This is a genomic window from Salinivibrio sp. SS3, from assembly GCF_001722105.1.
GTDB lineage: Bacteria > Pseudomonadota > Gammaproteobacteria > Enterobacterales > Vibrionaceae > Salinivibrio > Salinivibrio kushneri.
Genome location: NZ_MEBQ01000012.1, coordinates 169,348 through 187,815 on the forward strand (window position 1 = coordinate 169,348; position 18,468 = coordinate 187,815).

19 protein-coding genes are annotated in these 18,468 nt (G+C 52.1%); 3 read left to right on the top strand and 16 right to left on the bottom strand.

All coding sequences use genetic code 11. The features are described from left to right. The first annotated feature begins 11 nt into the window (after positions 1–11). Positions 12–218, top strand: a complete 207-nt coding sequence (locus tag BGL48_RS06935; protein ID WP_069361974.1) for a DUF2909 family protein — start codon at positions 12–14, stop codon at positions 216–218. 1 nt (position 219) lies between these two features. Here the strand turns inward: BGL48_RS06935 and BGL48_RS06940 are convergent, their stop codons facing one another. From BGL48_RS06940 to lexA, 6 genes are all read right to left on the bottom strand, one after another. Then, entirely contained in the window at positions 220–1,086 is an 867-nt protein-coding gene (locus BGL48_RS06940) for a cytochrome c oxidase subunit 3 (RefSeq protein WP_069361975.1), read from the bottom strand. Positions 1,087–1,096: 10 nt separating this feature from the next. Continuing rightward, complete coding sequence (locus tag BGL48_RS06945) at positions 1,097–1,624, bottom strand: cytochrome c oxidase assembly protein (protein ID WP_069361976.1); 528 nt, start codon at positions 1,622–1,624, stop codon at positions 1,097–1,099. Next, a complete protein-coding gene (ctaD, locus tag BGL48_RS06950; protein ID WP_069361977.1) occupies positions 1,614–3,215 on the bottom strand; it encodes a cytochrome c oxidase subunit I in 1,602 nt (533 codons plus the stop codon). Before ctaD ends, BGL48_RS06945 begins: the two co-directional genes overlap by 11 nt. 9 nt (positions 3,216–3,224) lie before the next feature. After that, positions 3,225–4,340, bottom strand: a complete 1,116-nt coding sequence (gene coxB, locus BGL48_RS06955; protein WP_069361978.1) for a cytochrome c oxidase subunit II — start codon at positions 4,338–4,340, stop codon at positions 3,225–3,227. A gap of 308 nt (positions 4,341–4,648) precedes the next feature. Beyond that, positions 4,649–5,443, bottom strand: a complete 795-nt coding sequence (locus BGL48_RS06960) for a class I SAM-dependent methyltransferase (protein ID WP_321166655.1) — start codon at positions 5,441–5,443, stop codon at positions 4,649–4,651. A 120-nt stretch (positions 5,444–5,563) separates the two neighbouring features. Continuing rightward, positions 5,564–6,190, bottom strand: a complete 627-nt coding sequence (gene lexA / locus BGL48_RS06965) for a transcriptional repressor LexA (RefSeq protein WP_069361980.1) — start codon at positions 6,188–6,190, stop codon at positions 5,564–5,566. Positions 6,191–6,403: 213 nt separating this feature from the next. On the opposite strand from lexA, the gene plsB reads away from it, so the two are divergent. Beyond that, positions 6,404–8,854, top strand: coding sequence for a glycerol-3-phosphate 1-O-acyltransferase PlsB (gene plsB / locus BGL48_RS06970; protein ID WP_069361998.1), 2,451 nt, complete (start codon positions 6,404–6,406; stop codon positions 8,852–8,854). 86 nt (positions 8,855–8,940) lie between these two features. Here the strand turns inward: plsB and ubiA are convergent, their stop codons facing one another. Together ubiA and BGL48_RS06980 are read right to left on the bottom strand one after the other, a co-directional pair. Continuing rightward, the gene (gene ubiA / locus BGL48_RS06975; protein ID WP_069361981.1) at positions 8,941–9,795 is read right to left on the bottom strand and encodes a 4-hydroxybenzoate octaprenyltransferase; all 855 of its coding nucleotides are present in this window, start codon (positions 9,793–9,795) and stop codon (positions 8,941–8,943) included. Then, positions 9,792–10,334, bottom strand: coding sequence for a chorismate lyase (locus BGL48_RS06980; RefSeq protein WP_069361982.1), 543 nt, complete (start codon positions 10,332–10,334; stop codon positions 9,792–9,794). Before BGL48_RS06980 ends, ubiA begins: the two co-directional genes overlap by 4 nt. A gap of 157 nt (positions 10,335–10,491) precedes the next feature. Between BGL48_RS06980 and BGL48_RS06985 the strand changes: the two genes are divergently transcribed. Beyond that, positions 10,492–10,908, top strand: coding sequence for a flagellar basal body-associated protein FliL (locus BGL48_RS06985; protein WP_069361983.1), 417 nt, complete (start codon positions 10,492–10,494; stop codon positions 10,906–10,908). Here the strand turns inward: BGL48_RS06985 and BGL48_RS06990 are convergent. From BGL48_RS06990 to ftsY, 8 genes are all read right to left on the bottom strand, one after another. Continuing rightward, a complete protein-coding gene (locus BGL48_RS06990) occupies positions 10,897–11,703 on the bottom strand; it encodes a DeoR/GlpR family transcriptional regulator (RefSeq protein ID WP_069361984.1) in 807 nt (268 codons plus the stop codon). The two genes, BGL48_RS06985 and BGL48_RS06990, sit on opposite strands and share 12 nt — an antisense overlap. 86 nt (positions 11,704–11,789) lie before the next feature. Continuing rightward, entirely contained in the window at positions 11,790–13,151 is a 1,362-nt protein-coding gene (glpT, locus tag BGL48_RS06995; protein WP_069361985.1) for a glycerol-3-phosphate transporter, read from the bottom strand. Between the two features lie 245 nt (positions 13,152–13,396). Further along, complete coding sequence (gene glpG, locus BGL48_RS07000; RefSeq protein WP_069361986.1) at positions 13,397–14,233, bottom strand: rhomboid family intramembrane serine protease GlpG; 837 nt, start codon at positions 14,231–14,233, stop codon at positions 13,397–13,399. Positions 14,234–14,254: 21 nt separating this feature from the next. Beyond that, a complete protein-coding gene (glpE, locus tag BGL48_RS07005) occupies positions 14,255–14,593 on the bottom strand; it encodes a thiosulfate sulfurtransferase GlpE (protein WP_069361999.1) in 339 nt (112 codons plus the stop codon). Positions 14,594–14,912: 319 nt separating this feature from the next. After that, on the bottom strand, positions 14,913–15,776 hold the full coding sequence (rpoH, locus tag BGL48_RS07010) for an RNA polymerase sigma factor RpoH (RefSeq protein WP_069361987.1): 864 nt from the start codon (positions 15,774–15,776) through the stop codon (positions 14,913–14,915). A gap of 121 nt (positions 15,777–15,897) precedes the next feature. Next, a complete protein-coding gene (gene ftsX / locus BGL48_RS07015; protein ID WP_069361988.1) occupies positions 15,898–16,836 on the bottom strand; it encodes a permease-like cell division protein FtsX in 939 nt (312 codons plus the stop codon). Next, the gene (gene ftsE, locus BGL48_RS07020) at positions 16,829–17,497 is read right to left on the bottom strand and encodes a cell division ATP-binding protein FtsE (protein WP_046074629.1); all 669 of its coding nucleotides are present in this window, start codon (positions 17,495–17,497) and stop codon (positions 16,829–16,831) included. The genes ftsX and ftsE overlap by 8 nt, the downstream gene beginning before the upstream one ends. 2 nt (positions 17,498–17,499) lie before the next feature. Beyond that, positions 17,500–18,468, bottom strand: a 969-nt coding sequence (gene ftsY / locus BGL48_RS07025; RefSeq protein WP_069361989.1) for a signal recognition particle-docking protein FtsY, incomplete at its 5' end; no start/stop codon positions are given.

Genomic DNA, 18,468 nt, shown 5'->3' on the forward strand with positions numbered 1-18,468 from the left:
AAGGAGCGCTTATGTTGGTCAAAGCTATTCTGATTTGTTTACTGGTTTTTATTCTGTTTAATCTTTTTCGTGCCTTGCCGGTACTCCTAAAAGGCGATAGTTCCGTGCCTTTATCGCGTTATCTCGGTCGGCGTGTGCTGTTTTCCGTGGTTGTCTTCGTATTATTGCTGATTGCGCTCTCCATGGGCTGGATAGCCCCTAACCCGCGTCCTTACTGAGCTACAAGATATACACAAAGACAAACAAGCATAGCCAGACCACATCGACAAAGTGCCAATACCAGGCGCTAGCTTGAAAGCCAAAGTGATGCTCAGGGCTAAAATGCCCCCGCATCACACGCAGCCACACCACCAACAGCATGATGGTACCTAATGTAACGTGTAGGCCATGAAAGCCAGTTAATAAATAAAAGGTGTTGCCATACACTCCGGAATCGAGACGCAGATTCATTTCTTGATAGGCGTGCACATACTCTTCACCTTGAAAGAACATAAACAGCGCCCCAAGCAATACCGTGACCAGTAAAAAGCCTTTCAGTCGCTCGCGCTGATTTTTTTCAATCGCGGTATGGGCAATATGGAGCGTGACCGATGAGGTCAGTAGGATAAGTGTGTTAAGTAAGGGCAGTCCCATTGCCGGCATCGCAGTGGTTTCAATTCCGCCCGGGGTCAACGTAAGTGGCCACTGAGCGACAAAATCCGGCCACAACACCGCCGCGGTCATCGCGTTATTGCTCGCACCACCGAGCCACGGAACGGCGATAAAGCGGGCATAAAAGAGCGCACCGAAGAAGGCACCAAAAAACATCACCTCAGAGAAAATAAACCAGCTCATTCCCTGGCGAAAAGACCGGTCCATTTGCGCCGAGTACAGCCCTTGCATGGACTCACGGATCACGTCGCGAAACCAGCCGGTAAGCATCACCAAAATAAGCACAGTGCCTGCCAGCAACAGCCAAGGGCCACTGCCACCAAATAAACCACCCACGGTCGCCCCCGCGCCAGCAGCGATTAAAAACAGCGCCACGGCACCGACAATCGGCCAAATACTCGCCGCTGGGACATAATAACGTTCAGGCGTCGCCATGAGCGCCTCCTTATTCCTCGGCGCTGGCGGTCACATCAAACAAGGTGTAAGCCAGCGTTAAGTGGTTAATGTCATCCGGCAACTCAGGATCCACGTAAAAGATCAGCGGTAAAGAGGCATCCTCCCCACGTGGCAATGGCTGACGGTTAAAGCAAAAACATTCAATTTTGTTCAAGTACTGCGCCGCTAGACCCGGCGAGACCGAAGGCACGGCTTGGCCAATGGTGTCGTAGCGCGCATTATTGGTTGCGAGATAATTAATCGTGTGAGTCGCACCAGGGTGCACTTGCATCTGGTTGACTTGGGGCTCAAACGTCCAACGCATGCCGGGGTTGATATAGGCGATAAACTCAATGGTCACCAAGCGGTCTTGGTCAATGCCTGCACTGGATGCGGCCGCCTCGGTATCGGTTTTACCATTAATCCCCGTCACCTCACAGAACACGTCATACAAAGGCACTAAGGCAAAGGCAAAGCCAAACATCACCACTGCGAGCAGCAGTAATCGGCGAGCGGAGCGGGTTGATTTAGTGGCCATCTCGCACCTCCTTGAGATCAGGCGGTGTCTCAAAGGTGTGATACGGTGCCGGCGAAGGTACAGTCCACTCCAGCCCTTCGGCACCTTCCCACGGTTTAGCGGCCGCTGGTGCGCCACCCCGTGCGCATTGAATCACCACCACCAAGAAGATGAGTTGCGATAAACCAAAGGCAAAGCCACCGATACTGACAATCGCATTCACGTCGGCAAACTGCAGGGCATAATCGGGGATCCGGCGTGGCATTCCCGCCAGTCCCAGAAAGTGCATGGGGAAGAAAAGCACATTCACCGAAATCACCGAACACCAAAAGTGCCACTTGGCCAAGGTTTCATTAAACATATGGCCCGTCCACTTGGGGAGCCAGTAGTAAGCGGCGGCCATAATCGAGAACACCGCCCCCGAAACCAGCACATAGTGGAAGTGCGCCACCACAAAATAGGTATCGTGATACTGAAAATCGACCGGGGTAATGGCCAGCATCAAGCCCGAAAACCCACCGATGGTAAACAGCACAATAAAGGCAATCGCAAACAACATGGGCACTTCAAAGGTCAAGGATCCCCGCCACATGGTCGCCACCCAGTTAAAGACCTTCACCCCAGTGGGCACCGATATCAGCATGGTGCAGAACATGAAAAATAATTCGGCAAACACCGGCATCCCGGTGGTGAACATATGGTGCGCCCACACCAAAAAGCTCAACCCCGCAATCGAGGCGGTGGCATACACCATCGAGCTATAACCGAACAGGCGCTTGCGTGAAAACGCAGGGACAATGGCCGAGATAATGCCAAAGCTTGGCAAAATCATGATGTAGACCTCGGGGTGACCAAAGAACCAGAAAATATGCTGGAACAAAACTGGATCGCCGCCCCCCGCGGCATCGAAAAAGCTGGTACCAAAGTATTTATCGGTAAGCACCATGGTGGCCGCGCCCGCCAACACCGGCATCACTGCAATGAGCAAAAAGGCGGTGATCAGCCACGTCCAAACAAACAGCGGCATTTTCATGTAGGTCATGCCCGGCGCACGCATATTGGTAATGGTGACAATCACATTGATGGCACCCATGATCGAGCTGATCCCCATGATATGCAGGGCAAATACAAATAGACCGGTACTGTCTGGGCTATAGGTGGTCGACAGCGGTGCGTAGAAGGTCCAACCAAAGTTAGGGCCGCCGCCTTCCATAAACAAAGAACCAATGAGTAGCAAGAATGCGAACGGCAGGATCCAAAAGCTCCAGTTATTCATCCGTGGCAGCGCCATGTCCGGTGCCCCAATCATCATCGGCACCATCCAGTTAGCCAAACCGGTAAACGCGGGCATCACCGCGCCAAACACCATGATCAGGCCATGCACTGTGGTCATTTGGTTGAAAAAGTTAGGCTCAACCAATTGTAGTCCGGGCTGGAAAAGCTCAGCGCGGATCACCATCGCCATTGCCCCACCCAGTAAAAACATGGTGAAGCTGAAAATCAGGTACATGGAGCCAATGTCTTTGTGGTTGGTGGTCAACACCCAACGCATGATCCCACGTGGTTTGTGGTGATGATCGTCATGCAGGTTATCTGGGGTAGTATCTGTCATCACGCGCTCCTAAAGATCTTCACCTGACTTCACCGCGTTGATTTGCGCAGCTTGTACGGTCTCACCAGTGTCATTGCCCCACGCATTACGCTCATAGGTCACCACCGCTGCCAATTCTTTGAGCGACAATTGCGGGCCAAACGCTTGCATGGCAGTGCCCGCTTTACCGTTGACGACAATATCGATATGGTCGACCAATCTATCCGGTTGAGTAGCAATCTCAGCGCCCGCCAACGCGGGGAACACGCCCGGCATCCCTTGCCCTTCGCTTTGATGACACATGCCACAACGACTGTCATACACTTGTTTGCCGAGCGCCATCAGCTCATCCATCGGCATTTCCATGTCCAGCAAGCGTTGCTCTTCTTCGCGCGCTTTTTGCTGCGCTAAGGCGGTTTCTTGCACCCAAGCATCAAATTCCGCTTGGGGCTTGGCGATCACCACAATCGGCATAAAGCCGTGGTCTTTCCCGCACAGCTCTGCACATTGGCCGCGGTAAATGCCAGGCTTATCAATTTTGGTCCACGCCTCGTTAATAAAGCCGGGGTTGGCATCTTTCTTCACCGCAAAGGCGGGCACCCACCACGAATGAATCACATCTTGTGAGGTGATCAAAAAGCGCACCTTACGCCCAACTGGCAACACCAAAGGCTGATCGACCTCGAGCAAATAGGTATCACGCTTTTGTCTTTCATTGCGGATTTGTTCCGGACTAGAGGCAAGCAGTGAAAAGAAGGCAACGTCATGGTCAAAATAGCGGTAATGCCACTTCCATTGTGAGCCCGTTACCTGCACCGTGAGTGCCGGCTCGCTGGTATCTTCCATATCAAGTAACACCTGGGTGGCCGGAATTGCCATGCCCACCAAAATCAAAAACGGCACGAGCGTCCACGCAATTTCTACTTTGGTGCTTTCATGAAACGAGGCAGGCTTTGCGCCTTTGGATTTGCGGTGGCGGATGATGGCCCAAAACATCACCCCAAATACCAGCACGCCAATCGCCACGCAGATGTAAAAGATGGTCATGTGCAGGTCATACACCTGCTGACTGATGGCCGTCACCCCTTGGGTGAGGTTCCAGCCTTCACGCTCGGCGGCCAGCGCTGGGCCACTGAGCAAAGCCATTCCCAATGCTAGGATTCGTCGTTGGTGCCTCAGCACGGCTCCCTCCTGCCTCACGGCATCAATGCAAAGCCTCGCTGCCTATGGCCACATACCAACGTCTCACGCCGTGATAGCAGTCAGAGTGGCGATATCAGCAAGCCGTCGTTAAGGAAAAAACGCGATACAGCCGGTCACATTCATTAACGTTTTATTTACATTCAATTTAGGAGAGGTTTGCCTAAAGGACAAAAAAACAGCAGAAAAAGATCGTGATGCCAAGCACATACTGATACATCACGCAGGCGCGGCAGGCGGCGAACCACGCCGCACTACAGTTCTAGGTGCAGAACCACCGGGGTAAAACGCAGACGGTAACGCGGCATCGCCGCCAGGGCACGCTGCCACAGTCGCCAACGCGGACACGGCTTATCGAGCGGGGATTTTTCTTCCACGCGACACGCCCAAGGTAACGCATTAATAATCGCCATTCTGGGGTCGGTGAACCCGTGTTGGTAGCGCTCACAGCCGAGCTTTTGGCCCATGCGAGTATGACATTTGTCCCCCGCCAAGACCAAGCAAGCCTCAAGTTGGGGGAAATAACGGCTAATATGGTGGCAAAAAGCAGAAATGTCTTGGTTAGTGCATTCTAACAAGGCTTGATCGCAAATCAGCATCGTCGGGTGACCGGCCGGCACCGCCAACTGCGCCAACCAGTCAAGCTGCTTGACCGAGCCTTGCACCATCCGAAACCGCTCACTGGTATGAAAGAGGCGCTCACGCCAGAGCAGGGTTTCGTCCACGTCCACTTCCAACCAGCGACAGCGGCCGTTATCCAATCGATAAAAGCGGGTATCTAATCCGCCACCCACGTTAATAATCCACGCAGTGGGATGCTGGGCCAAAAACTGTTTGACGATGGCATCACATTGGCTAGTGAGTGTGGCATATAGCAGCTGGGTTTGATCGAGGTTGCGCCAATCGCATTCGGGCTGCAACACGCACCCCTGACAGGCCGCGGCCGCCATAGGATCATAGATCACCCCGTCGTCAGTCAGGCTCTCACGACTGCGCAGCCACATTGGCTTAAATAGCTTACTGGGAACAGAATGCTGTTGAGTACGCACGGACACCTCCACACACGATAATTTTTGATGATAATAATTATCGTTTAACTTAGCAAGAATGCAAAGGTGTTTTTTTAACCGCGCTTTAATGGCGGACGCTCTCGCCCGCCCAGGCCAGGATCACATCCAGTCGGTATTACGGATCACCCCCACAGCGACGCCTTCAATGGTCAGCGATTGTGCGGTTAAATCCACCGAAATGGGCATAAACTCATCGTTTTCAGCATGAAGTACCACTTGTGCGCCTTTTTTCTCAAGCCGTTTGACCGTCACATCGTCATCGACACGGGCAACCACCACTTGGCCGTTGTGCACATCTTGCGTTTTGTGGACGGCGAGCAAATCACCATCGAGGATACCAATGTCTTTCATGCTCATGCCATTCACACGAAGCAGGAAGTCAGCATTAGGCTTGAATAGATCAGGATCAACCTGATAGTGGCTTTCCACGTGCTCTTGCGCCAGTATCGGCTCCCCGGCGGCGACACGACCAATTAAGGGCAGCCCTTGCTCTTCCGGCGTCACCACTTCTTCTTCACTGATCAAACGAATACCACGCGAGGCGCCTGGGATAATCTCCAGTACCCCTTTGCGGGCCAAGGCTTTTAAATGCTCCTCAGCAGCATTCGCCGAACGAAACCCCAATTGACGGGCGATCTCGGCGCGGGTGGGGGGCATTCCTGTCTCTTCAATGTGTGCTTTAATCAAATCGAAGATCTGTTGCTGTCTCGCGGTTAACGGCTTCATGCTCTTACCTGTCTTTTTATACAGTTAACTGTGAGTATATCCAGTAAACTGCAGCTTGAAAAGCACTAATTATGCCCACGAGAAGCGGATCTCATTCTCGTGAACGCCGCCGATGACGCGCAGCAGAGCGGTCAATCTCGACCTTTGTTTGCAAGTTCGCGGCACTTTTCTGCTATCCTTGGCGCGCATTTTGAATTTGAGGCACTGACAATCATGGCGCTCTGGCAAAAGATTTATTACAAGCTATTGAATTTGCCGCTTTCTGCCTGGGTAAAAACCCAATGCATTCCCTCTGAACCGGTCGAACAGCTTAATCTGTCACTCGCACGGCCCATCGTGTATGTGTTGCCGTTTCGGTCTCATTCGGATTTATTAACCTTACGGCGTACCTGTCTGCGTCAAGGGCTTCCCGATCCGTTAACGCCCTTGACCATTGGCGATGTCACCTTGCCGCGCTACGTGTTTATTAGTCACGGACGCAAGGTGTTTTCCGGTGATGACGATCTGCCTGCGCGCTCGCTCGCGCATTTTAAAGACTTACTCCACTTACACCGGCAAGACAGCGAGTTAGATATTCAACTTGTGCCTGCCTCGGTGCTTTGGCAGCGCGATCCGGGCAATGAGACCCAGCGCCACCAAGCCATTCTGCGCGCGATGAATGGCCCCGAGAAGCTGTGGACCATTCTTACCCGTGGCCGTGATGGCATGGTGCGACTTAGCCAAGCGGTGTCGCTGCGCTACATGGCCGACAAGCACGGCACCGACCAAGCCATCGCCCATAAATTGGCGCGGGTGGCGATGATCCACTTCTCGCGGCAAAAACTCGCGGCTTCAGGCCCTCGTTTGCCTAATCGCGCTCTGCTATTCAAACGCCTGCTGGCATCAAAGGCCATCGACAAAGTCGTCCACGACGAAGCGCAAAGCCGTGATGTATCGGTTGAAAAAGTTCGTAAAGAAGCGGTCGATATGATGGAAGAGATCGCCGCTAACTTTTCCTATCGCTTGATCCGTTACAGTGACCGCATTCTTACCTGGCTTTGGAACAAGCTCTATCAAGGCATCAACGTCAATAATGCCGAACGAGTACGTCAGTTAGCACAAGACGGTCATGAAATCGTTTATGTGCCCTGCCACCGCTCACACATGGACTACTTATTGCTGTCGTATGTGCTGTACAAAGAAGGGTTGGTGCCACCGCATATTGCCGCTGGCGTGAATCTCAACTTCTTCCCCGCTGGGCCGCTTTTCCGTCGTGGTGGTGCCTTCTTTATTCGCCGCAGCTTTAAGGGCAACCGCCTGTATTCCACCGTTTTCCGCGAGTACTTGGCCGAGTTATTTGCCCGAGGTTACTCGGTCGAGTACTTTGCCGAAGGTGGCCGCTCTCGCACAGGCCGCTTACTGCCAGCAAAAACAGGCATGCTCGCCATGACCTTGCAAGCCATGCTGCGCGGTCAACAACGTCCCATTACCTTGGTGCCTGTTTATATCGGCTACGAGCACGTCATGGAGGTCAACACCTACGCCAAAGAGCTCCAAGGTCAACGCAAAGAGAAAGAAAGCTTTGGCCAGGTGCTTGGTATTGTGCGCAAACTGCGTAATTATGGCCTCGGTTACGTTAACTTTGGCGAGCCCATTGCCCTCAATCAGCACCTTAATGAACAAGTCCCTGATTGGCACGACTACGTCAATCCCATCGAGCCACAAAAGCCGGCGTGGATGAACCCAGTCGTCAGCGATTTGGCCACCAAGGTGATGACCCACATTAACGATGCGGCGGCCACGAATGCCCTCAACTTATGTGCCACTGCATTGCTCGCCTCGCGCCAGCGCGCCTTAAGCCGTGAAGCACTGGAAACACAACTGGGTGTGTATAAGGCTTTGTTAACGCAAGCGCCTTACTCGCCAAGCAGCAGCGTGCCTCAAGCATCACCGGCGGATTTGGTCGATCACGCGTTATCACTCAACAAATTGGTGGTCGAAAAAGACACCATGGGCGAGGTGATTTCCTTAGATCGCCAACAAGCGATCCTAATGACCTACTATCGCAACAATGTGATTCATCTCGTGGCGCTGCCGTCTCTGATCGCGCAAATATTGGTGACCCACAAATCGATTAGTCAATCGGGCTTGCGCGCCTGCGTACAGCAGCTGTATCCCTTGCTCAAAGCAGAACTTTTTATGAGCTTTGATAACGCGGGACTCGAAAGCTATTTCGATGCCTTGCTACATGCGATGCACGAGCAGTCGCTGCTGTGTTGTGACGATGGCAAAGTGACCATGAATAATGCCAAGCTCGGTGAGCTGCAATTACTTGGCCGTACCATTGCCGAAACGCTGCAGCGCTACGCGATTACGCTCACCTTATTCAGCCACCAGCCGCACATTGATAAGCGCGATTTGGAAAAACACAGCCAAATGCTGGCACAGCGTCTGAGCCGCTTACACGGTATTAATGCACCTGAGTTTTTTGACAAAGGCGTATTTAGCACCTTCGTCGATACGCTCCGTGAGCAAGGCTATTTGGATGATGATGCCAAAGCCAATGCCGAGCGTATCGCCGCACTCAACGATCTGGTGTGTGGGTTAATTTCACCGGAAGTGCAATTGACCATTCAAGCGGTGCTTAATCAGCCACTAGGTACGCACAAGACGGACAAAAGCTAAGCGAAACCGTCCGTTCACCAATCAGCCCAGATCAAAAAAGGCGCTTTATCAAGAAGCGCCTTTCTTATCTTTCTCTTCAAACTGGGCTAACCGTACACACCCAGCAATACACCAATAAAAATCACTAAGCCGACATAGTTATTGTTCAAAAAGGCTTTAAAGCACGCCATTCGCTCGCGCTCTCTGGCAAGGTATTGCTGATAAACAAACAAGGCAAAAGCGGCCAATAAGCTCCACTGATAGGCTGGCGACAGCGCTAACCACTGCCCAGCGAGCATCAGCAGCCCCAAGGTGAATAATTGCAAGCCACCCACTGCCGCTTTGTCCCAGCGGCCAAATAAAATGGCGGTCGATTTGATGCCAATTTTAACGTCATCGTCTCTGTCGACCATGGCATACAAGGTGTCGTAAGCGATGGTCCAACAAATGTTAGCCAGAAACAACAGCCAAACTACGGGGGGCAGCGCATTTTGCGCCGCCGCAAACGCCATGGGGATCGCCCAACTAAACGCCAGCCCTAACACTAACTGGGGCAGATGGGTGTAGCGCTTCATAAAAGGGTAAATAAACGCCAGCGCAACGCCGACAAAAGAGAGTTGAATGGTCAAACGGTTTTGGGTGAGCACCAACAAAAAAGCGCCCAATACCAACGCAATAAAAAAGCCAATGGCCTCTTTTTCGTTGATCCGTCCGGCCGGTAACGGCCTGTCTTTAGTACGCTTAACATGGCCATCGACGTGGCGATCTGCATAGTCATTAATCACGCAACCTGCCGCACGCATCATATACACACCGAGCACAAAGACCGCTAAAGTTGAGAGTGGCGGTAGACCCTCCGCCGCTAAAAACAAAGCCCATAGAGTGGGCCATAACAGCAGTAAGGTGCCAATAGGTCGGTCTAAACGTGCTAACTGTCCAAAGGCCGCCAGTTTTGCGCTCATGCCGGGATCTCCTTTCCATACACAGGTGAGTCTGGCAAAAACAGCTCCGCCACTAACATTGGCCGATTGTGAAGCCAAAGGCGAGAGCGACGCGCATGTAACTGATGCGATAGACACGCCACATTGGCGGTTTCAATCGCATCGCGGCGAGAGGCGCGCTGTTTAAATACATGTTGACCCAATGGCTCGGTGCCCAACGCGTGCAAGTGTCCTCCTTGCCCTTCTAAGGTGGAAGCGGGCATCAGGGTGCGCGCGCACAGCCAAGGACGCCCATCCCCTTTTAATACCACTTCGCGCACCACACAAGCCTCTTGGCCAATCAGCGCGATTTCGCCGTCGGTCAGTTTATCTGGGGTTAATTGATAAACAGCAATCACATCCACATCAAAATCATGACAGTGGCGCTTTAGCCTCGCTGTCATCGAGTGCGATTCGAGTAACCAACTGCCCTCTGCGGTGCGCTTTAGCGCCGCAATATCTGGTCGCTCCCAGCGTGCCATTTGCAGCGCTTCTAAATAGGTATGATTTAATTCCGACATTGTTTCCTGTGCCACATCGCGCAAAATTCGCCTGTCCTTACCGCTAAGGGGTGGACAATGTTGCTATACTCGGCTGGTAATTGTATCAGGCTGGCTGCGTTTGGAGAATGCGCTCGGCCTACCCTTATCACACCATGAACGGAATAACTGGGTCACTATGAGTAAAAAGCAACCCCTATTAATGGTCGTACTGAGCGTGTTGTTCTGGCTTAGTGCCGCCGTCCATGCACAAGAAGAGGGTGAGCGTAACCCTAAATACAGTTACTTTTCTTTGGAGCCTGAGATCACCACCAACTATGTGACCGAAGGTCGCCGGCTAGGCTTTATCAAGATAAAAGTGGAGTTGATGGTCGATAACCCCAAACTCGTCAGTGAGCTTGAGTATCACTCTCCCCTTATCCGCGATGTGATTATTGAAACCTTGAACCAGCAAACCGCTACCCAGATAAAATCTTTGTCTGGCCGGGAAACGATTAGAAAAAAGTGTTTAGAGAAGGTCAACGAGCTCCTACTCGCCGAAACCAATCGCCGTATGCTCACCGACCTATTATTCACTAAATACTTATACCAATGATGACTCGGCGGTGACGTCAGCGACCCATCCAGGGTGGCTGATCACCTCAAGATGGCTCCCCTGCGCGCTTAGCATGTCGCGGATCTGTGCCGGTGGCGTCGCGTCAGTAAAGACCATATCGAGCTGGGTGATATTCCCCAGATTCACCATGGCATTACGGCCGAATTTGGTATGGTCTGCCGCTAACATCACACAACGACTATTATCAAGAATGGCTTTTTTGACCCGCACTTCATGGTAGTCAAAGTCGAGCAGTGAGCCATCATCGTCAATACCACTGATACCAAGAATGCCAAAGTCGAGCCGAAACTGAGAGACAAAGTCGAGTGTGGCTTCACCCACAATCCCGCCATCACGGTTACGTACTTCGCCGCCCGCAATAATCACCGTAAAATCCTGCTTTGGCATCAGGATCGCGGCGGCATTCAAGTTGTTGGTCACTACCCGTAAGTTTTGGTGATCTAACAACGCCCGTGCCACGGCTTCAGGTGTGGTGCCAATATCGATAAACAAGGTGGCACCATCGGGAATGTGTTGAACAAGCGCTTGGGCGATGGTGTCTTTTTCGTGCTGCTGAAGCACTTTACGGGTGGCATACGCGGTATTTTCAGAGCTGGACGGCACCGTTGCGCCCCCATGATGGCGACGAATATGGTTCTCTGCCGCCAATTCATTAAGATCGCGTCGAATGGTTTGCGGGCTGACATTGAAGCGCTCAACCAAGTCTTCCGTGCTCACGTATCCTTGTGACTTAACCAGATCAATGATTTGCTGATGACGTTTGTTTTGCTTCACTGCTTCTCCCCTTACAAAAAAGCCCCCGCGAACACGAGGGCTTCCTAGTTTACGCCTAGCCACTAGGCGATGCCAAGACAGATCATTTAGGCAGCGTGCACAGCTGTGTCACGGCGCACACGATGCTCACCAACCCAGGCTAAGCACAAGAAGAAGATGGCCAACCCACACCCGCCGGTGAGCAGCATAAAGCCACCGTCCCAGCCAAAGTGGTCCACGGTATAGCCAAGCGCGATATTCGCGACAACCGCGCCACCCAGATAGCCGAATAAACCGGTCAGGCCGGCCGCAGTGCCCGCCGCTTTTTTCGGTGCCAACTCCAAGGCATACAGACCAATCAGCATCACCGGCCCGTAAATCAAGAAACCAATCGCCACCAGTGCGACCATGTCGATGCCCGGATTGCCAGCTGGGTTAAACCAGTATACCAACACTGCCACGGTCACCAGCACCATAAACAACACACCGGCTGGCGCCCGTGCCCCTTTGAAGAATTTATCAGACATCCAGCCACATAATAAGGTGCCTGGGATCCCCGCCCATTCATAGAGGAAGTAGGCCCATGAGGATTTATCCACGGTAAAGCCTTTGGCTTCATCAAGATAAACCGGTGCCCAATCGAGCACGCCATAACGAATCAAATAGACAAAGGCGTTAGCAATCGCGATGTACCATAGCAGACGGTTCTTCATCACGTAGGTGACGAAAATGTCTTTGGCGGTCATCTCTTTCTCGAACGCGTCCTCGTCATAGTTTTCTGGGTAATCGTCTTTATACTCCTCAATCGGTGGCAAGCCACACGATTGTGGGGTGTCACGTAGGGTTAACCAGATAAACACAGCGACCAATGCGGCAAAAAATGCGGGCACATAAAAAGACGCACGCCAGTCATCATTAAACAGCCACAAGCCGAGCAAGAATAGCGGCCCAATCAAGCCACCCCCGACGTTATGCGCCACATTCCAAACCGACACCAGCTCACCACGCTCTTTCCGTGACCACCAGTGCACCATGGTGCGCCCACAGGCAGGCCAGCCCATGCCTTGTACCCAGCCATTAATAAACAGCAGGATAAACATGATGGTAATGCTGCTGGTTGTCCAAGGAAGGAAACCAAAACTGAACATCACCAACGATGACATTAACAGCCCAGCACTGAGGAAATAACGTGGGTTTGAGCGGTCAGAGACACTGCCCATTAAGAATTTTGATAAGCCGTAAGCGATGGACACAGCAGCGAGCGCCACCCCCAAATCACCACGACTAAAGCCATACTCATCAATCAAATACGGCATGGCCAAGCTAAAGTTTTTACGCACGAGATAATAACCGGCGTAGCCGATAAAAATCCCAATAAACAATTGCCAACGCAGTCGAGTGTAGGTGTCACCGATCTGCGCTTGGGGCAATCTTTGCCGGTGAGCAGCCGGACGGAAGATTCCAAACATGAGAGGGTCCTCAGTAAGATGTACGCGATGGATTTATAAAAGGATAAAAATCAAAGAAGTGAGCAATAAATTTTCGTATTCGCTCAACGGGTAGAATAATTACTTAAATTGAAAACAAAAACCGTGAAAGCGAACATAAAAACATAGATCTGACGCAATAAAATTGCGCTTACGAACAAAAAAAGAGCAGATACCTGCTCTTTTTTCTATCAACGGCGGATAAACCCACCACGTGTAGACCCCTTTCAGCCCGTTGAATGGCGTTTTGCATCCCAAAGCGCCAGCAAACAGCCGATGATCAAACCAAATAAATGCGCCATATTGGCAATGTTCATGCCCATAGGCTGGAAAAAGCCAATCACCAGCCATGCCAGCATAAAGACAACATACGGCTTTTCTACCGTGAGACCACGCGATGGCGCCAGCCAAGTCATCCACCATAAATAGCCTAACAGCGCGTAAACCACGCCCGAGAGACCACCAAAGTAAGGCCCTTCCAACCAATACTGGCCGAGTCCCGAGAAAAGCGCGGCGAATAAAAAGATTTGAACCAGCTTACTGCTGCTGCCGAGGCGCTCGATGCGACCACCAAGCACCCACCACCAGAGTAAGTTGAAAATAATATGCAACGCGGAAAAATGCAGCAGTGCATGGCTGAATAGACGCCACAGCTGCCAGCGCTGTTCACTGTCTGCCGGAAACAGCAAGCTGCGCACCACGACCTCAAACCCACCGAGCGTCATAAGTGCAAACAACACCACGCTGGCACTCATAACCACTAGAGTGACCGGGCCAGATTTATCTTTAACGGTTTGCCACAATCCGGCTGACGGATAGTGAAAACGGGCATGACGGGTTTCGGCGACTTGCCAAGATGCCGCTTGATAACGACTGTGCATGGGATCAGCGATAAATCGTTCCAGCTCGCTATCCACCCACGCCTTATCATTATCGTTGACTAACCAAATCGCCACTTGTGCGTCTGGCTCGGGGGCAAGCTCAAGACTGACCCGATGCGCCGCCGCATAATCGACAAACGCCTGTGCCAAGCGTGCATTTGGCAGTACCGCGAGTTTTTGCATGACGTGTCCTATTGATGATCACTATTTAAGATCGATACCCGACGCGGTCGGCAGCGCTTGGCGCTGCCAAGCCTCAAAGCCACCATCGACACTGTATACCGCATCAAAGCCTTGATTGATCAAATACTGTGCCGCGCCTTGGCTGCTGATCCCGTGATAACACATCACCAGCACCGGCTGATCAAAGTCGACCTGATCCATAAACGAGACCAAGGTATCGTTAGTCAGGTGGTACGCATCTTGAGGGTGAGCAACCTGAAATGTTTGCGGATCGCGAATATCCACTAATACTGCATTTTGCTGATCATCACGCAGCATTTCCCACGCATCGGTCACAGAGATGTGTGCAAACTGATCCATACCTTTTACCTCTTCACTCACAAAGTTATTCCCAACTGACGTCACACGGCGATAACGTGCTCCTCACGGTGAACCTGCATTGTACCTGAGTTTGCGCGCACGCGTCTGCGTCACCAAACCAGCAACGTGCGTTTTTTGATCGACTGTGGAAAAAGGTGTGGATTGCGTTGATAAGCGATGATCCTTGATTCGGATCCACTAGATGTAGTAAGGATCCAGGATAAGCTGTGAATAACTTTTTAATATCACGGTTTTCATCCATTCGATAGGCATAAAAAAACCGGCCTAGTGGCCGGTTCATCTTCGATTGACTGCGCGCTTACAGCGCATCACCCATTGCTTGCTTCAGTTTTTTCATCGCGTTCTTCTCAAGTTGACGAATACGCTCCGCCGACACTTGATAATGATCCGCGAGATCTTGCAATGTGGCCTTATCATCGTCTAACCAACGCGAGCGAACAATATGTTGGCTGCGCTCGTCCAGTGCCGAGAGGGCGCTGGCCAAGCGGCGATTGGCGTGCGATTCCCAGTTCTCCGCCTCTAGCGACGCGGCAATATCGGAGGTTTTGTCCTCCAGATAATAGACAGGGGCCATTGGACCGTTTTCGCGCTCATCGTCGGCATTCGCCGGCGCTTCAAAGGTCGCATCTTGTGCGGCCAACCGCGCTTCCATTTCGCGCACCTCAGACGCTTCCACGCCGAGTTGCTCTGCGACCATATTCACTTCGTCGTTATTAAACCAACCCAAGCGCTTTTTGTTTTTACGCAAGTTAAAGAAAAGCTTACGCTGCGCTTTGGTGGTTGCCACTTTAACGATACGCCAGTTACGCAATACGTACTCGTGAATTTCAGCTTTGATCCAATGGACAGCAAAGGACACGAGGCGCACGCCAACCTCTGGGTTGAAACGCTTCACCGCCTTCATCAAGCCAATGTTGCCTTCTTGTACCAAGTCTGCCATCGGGAGACCGTATCCGGTGTATCCACGGGCGATATGAACAACAAAACGCAAGTGAGATAAGATCAGCGACTTCGCCGCCTCCAGATCACCATGATAATGGAGACGCTCGGCCAGCGAATGCTCCTCTTCAGCGCTGAGCATAGGGTGGCTGTTTACCGCTTGCAGATAACCGTCGATGTTATCTTGAACAATCGGTGCCAATGCGTTCATCTCTTTTGTCATTCAAACCTCGTTTCCGAATCGTCGAAGACCGAATTGCTGATTAAGCATGCAAAAATATACCCAAGCAGGGGCAAACTGCAAGCCTTTATCTGTGTGTTGTGGGTCTATGACCATATTCACCCTACACAGGTTCAATTTCTTTTAAATGTCGGCGCGTCGCCAGCAGCGCCGCCAACACCCCAAGTAAGATGGAGCCCATTAACAATAGCAAAGATTCATCCCAATTGAGTCCGCTAAGGGTAAAGGGACTGTCATAAAGCTGTGCAAATTGCCGCACCGCCCCATCCATTAACCAGGTGTTTAAGCCGGTGAGTAACCACGCGACGATCGCCGCCAGTCCGCCCAACCATGCGCCCATATAAAGATAAGGCCGTAAGATAAAACGATCGGTCGCTCCGACCATTTTCATCACTTGGATCCGTGCACGATGATGGAGTACCTGCAACCGCAAGGTATTCCCCACGAGTAGCACGACAGCTGCCAACATCAACCCAGAAAAAAGCCAGGCAAGCGTAATGGCCAGCGTTTTAATCGCGTCCAACCGTGCTAGCCAATCAGTATCTAACCGCACTTCGTCGACTTCAGCCAGTGCCGAAAGCTTGTCGGACAAGGCTTCAACACGGGCGGTCAAAGAGATGGCGTCTTCTCCATCTGCGCGGGTCACGTCAGGCACCACCACCAACACAGCAGGCAAAGGATTATTATCTAACAAGCTCACCGCTTGATTAAAGCCTCGCTGCTGTTTGAGCGACGCCATCCCTTGGTCGGGCGAGATGTACTCAATGCTATCAATCGCGGGCCAACCCCCCAGCTGCTTCGCCAGTGCTTCACCTTGCTGCGACGATTGCTCGGGGGTTAAAAACACATTGAGCTCAGCAGGGCTATGCCACTGCGCGCTCACTGCCACCACATTCTTGGCCAATAAGTAGAAGGTCGCGGGTAAGGAAAGTGCAACCGCTAACACCATCAAGGTGAGTAGATTCCCCATCGGGCGTTGAAACAGATCCCGCCAGGCCGTCGAGGCATGACGCTTTTGCGTCTGCATAAAAGATTCAGCCATGACTGACCTCCGCCAAACTGCCTTGCTGAAGGTCAAAGCGCCTAAGATGACGATATTGCTCCAGCAAGCTAGTGTCATGGGTTGCCATGAGAATGGTCACGCCTACTTGGTTGAACAGGCGAAAAAGCTCCATGATTTGCGCTGATAACGCGGCATCGAGATTCCCCGTTGGCTCGTCCGCCAACAGGACTTGCGGGCGATTGACCACCGCCCGGGCAATCCCAACGCGCTGCTGTTCGCCCCCTGATAGCTGAATCGGGAAACAACGCGCTTTATCCAACAGCCCCACTTTATCCAACGCCGCTGACACACGTTTTTTGATTTCACCTTCTGGCTGCTGCTCAATACGCAACGGCAACGCCACATTCTCGTAGACAGTCGCGTCCATCAGCAGGTTATGATCCTGAAAAATGATCCCTAAATGGCGACGCAAAAAGGGGATATCTTGGCGCGGAATGCGGGAAATATCATGGCCATTGAAGTAAATCTGCCCATCGCTGGGGCGTTCAATGGCGCAGATCAGTTTCAGCAGCGTGCTCTTTCCGGCACCAGAATGGCCGGTTAACAGCGCCATATCCCCTTTGGGAAGCTCAAAGCTGACTTTTTGCAGCGCCTGACGACCGCCCCGATAGGCTTTACTTACCTGCTGAAACTGAATCACGGTTATTCCTCCCGGCTAAAGAGCGCCTCGATAAAGTCGTTGGCGTTAAAGGTGCGTAAATCTTCAATGCCTTCACCGACACCAATATAGCGAATCGGAATATTAAATTGTTCTGCCACGGCAAAAATCACTCCGCCTTTGGCAGTACCGTCTAATTTTGTCAGCGTAATACCCGTTATCGGTGCAATCTCATTAAACAACTTGGCTTGGCTGATGGCGTTTTGCCCGGTGCCAGCATCCAGTGTCAGCATCACCTCGTGTGGGGCCCCCACATCCAGCTTTTGCATCACACGCACAATCTTACGCAGCTCTTCCATCAAATTGGCTTTGTTCTGCAAGCGCCCTGCCGTATCCGCAATCACCACATCGACGTTGCGCGCTTTGGCCGCTTCAATCGCGTCATACAGCACAGAGGCACTGTCGGCGCCCGTGTGTTGCGCGACCACAGGCACCTGGTTGCGCTCACCCCAGGCTTGCAGCTGTTCCACCGCCGCCGCACGGAAGGTGTCACCGGCAGCCAGCATCACCGACTTGCCTTGGTCTTGGAATTGGCGCGCCAATTTACCAATGGTGGTGGTTTTCCCCACGCCATTGACCCCGACCATTAAGATCACATACGGCTTTTGATCGGTCAGCACCAGCGGTTGCTCGACCTTTTCCAGCATGTTCGCCATTTCTTGTTTGAGGATGCCATATAAGGCTTCGCCATCTTTTAAATCGCGGCGACTGGCTTTATCGGTCAGGTTATCGATGATTTTGGTGGTCGCTTCCATCCCCACATCAGAGATAAGCAGCTGCTCTTCGAGCTCCTCAAACAAGTCATCATCGATTTTCTTACCGCTAAACAGGCCAAAAAACCCAGACCCTAAGTTGGTTTTGGTTTTTTGTAAGCCACGTTTTAAGCGGGTAAAGAAGCCTTCGCGTTGCGGTTTTTCACGCTCGCGAACCGCAGCTGGCTCTGGCTCTGGCTC

What these genes read in the sequence shown, in the direction of transcription:
- BGL48_RS06945 (WP_069361976.1), bottom strand. Translation starts at nt 1,624, where the DNA reads ATGGCCACTAAATCAACCCGCTCCGCTCGCCGATTACTGCTGCTCGCA.
- BGL48_RS06940 (WP_069361975.1), bottom strand. Translation starts at nt 1,086, where the DNA reads ATGGCGACGCCTGAACGTTATTATGTCCCAGCGGCGAGTATTTGGCCG.
- lexA (WP_069361980.1), bottom strand. Translation starts at nt 6,190, where the DNA reads ATGAAGCCGTTAACCGCGAGACAGCAACAGATCTTCGATTTGATTAAA.
- BGL48_RS06935 (WP_069361974.1), top strand. Translation starts at nt 12, where the DNA reads ATGTTGGTCAAAGCTATTCTGATTTGTTTACTGGTTTTTATTCTGTTT.
- glpE (WP_069361999.1), bottom strand. Translation starts at nt 14,593, where the DNA reads ATGGATCAGTTTGCACACATCTCTGTGACCGATGCGTGGGAAATGCTG.
- ubiA (WP_069361981.1), bottom strand. Translation starts at nt 9,795, where the DNA reads ATGAGCGCAAAACTGGCGGCCTTTGGACAGTTAGCACGTTTAGACCGA.
- coxB (WP_069361978.1), bottom strand. Translation starts at nt 4,340, where the DNA reads ATGGCTTTGCTCAGTGGCCCAGCGCTGGCCGCCGAGCGTGAAGGCTGG.
- ctaD (WP_069361977.1), bottom strand. Translation starts at nt 3,215, where the DNA reads ATGACAGATACTACCCCAGATAACCTGCATGACGATCATCACCACAAA.
- glpT (WP_069361985.1), bottom strand. Translation starts at nt 13,151, where the DNA reads ATGTTTGGAATCTTCCGTCCGGCTGCTCACCGGCAAAGATTGCCCCAA.
- BGL48_RS06980 (WP_069361982.1), bottom strand. Translation starts at nt 10,334, where the DNA reads ATGTCGGAATTAAATCATACCTATTTAGAAGCGCTGCAAATGGCACGC.
- plsB (WP_069361998.1), top strand. Translation starts at nt 6,404, where the DNA reads ATGGCGCTCTGGCAAAAGATTTATTACAAGCTATTGAATTTGCCGCTT.
- glpG (WP_069361986.1), bottom strand. Translation starts at nt 14,233, where the DNA reads ATGCAAAAACTCGCGGTACTGCCAAATGCACGCTTGGCACAGGCGTTT.
- ftsX (WP_069361988.1), bottom strand. Translation starts at nt 16,836, where the DNA reads ATGGCTGAATCTTTTATGCAGACGCAAAAGCGTCATGCCTCGACGGCC.
- BGL48_RS06985 (WP_069361983.1), top strand. Translation starts at nt 10,492, where the DNA reads ATGAGTAAAAAGCAACCCCTATTAATGGTCGTACTGAGCGTGTTGTTC.
- rpoH (WP_069361987.1), bottom strand. Translation starts at nt 15,776, where the DNA reads ATGACAAAAGAGATGAACGCATTGGCACCGATTGTTCAAGATAACATC.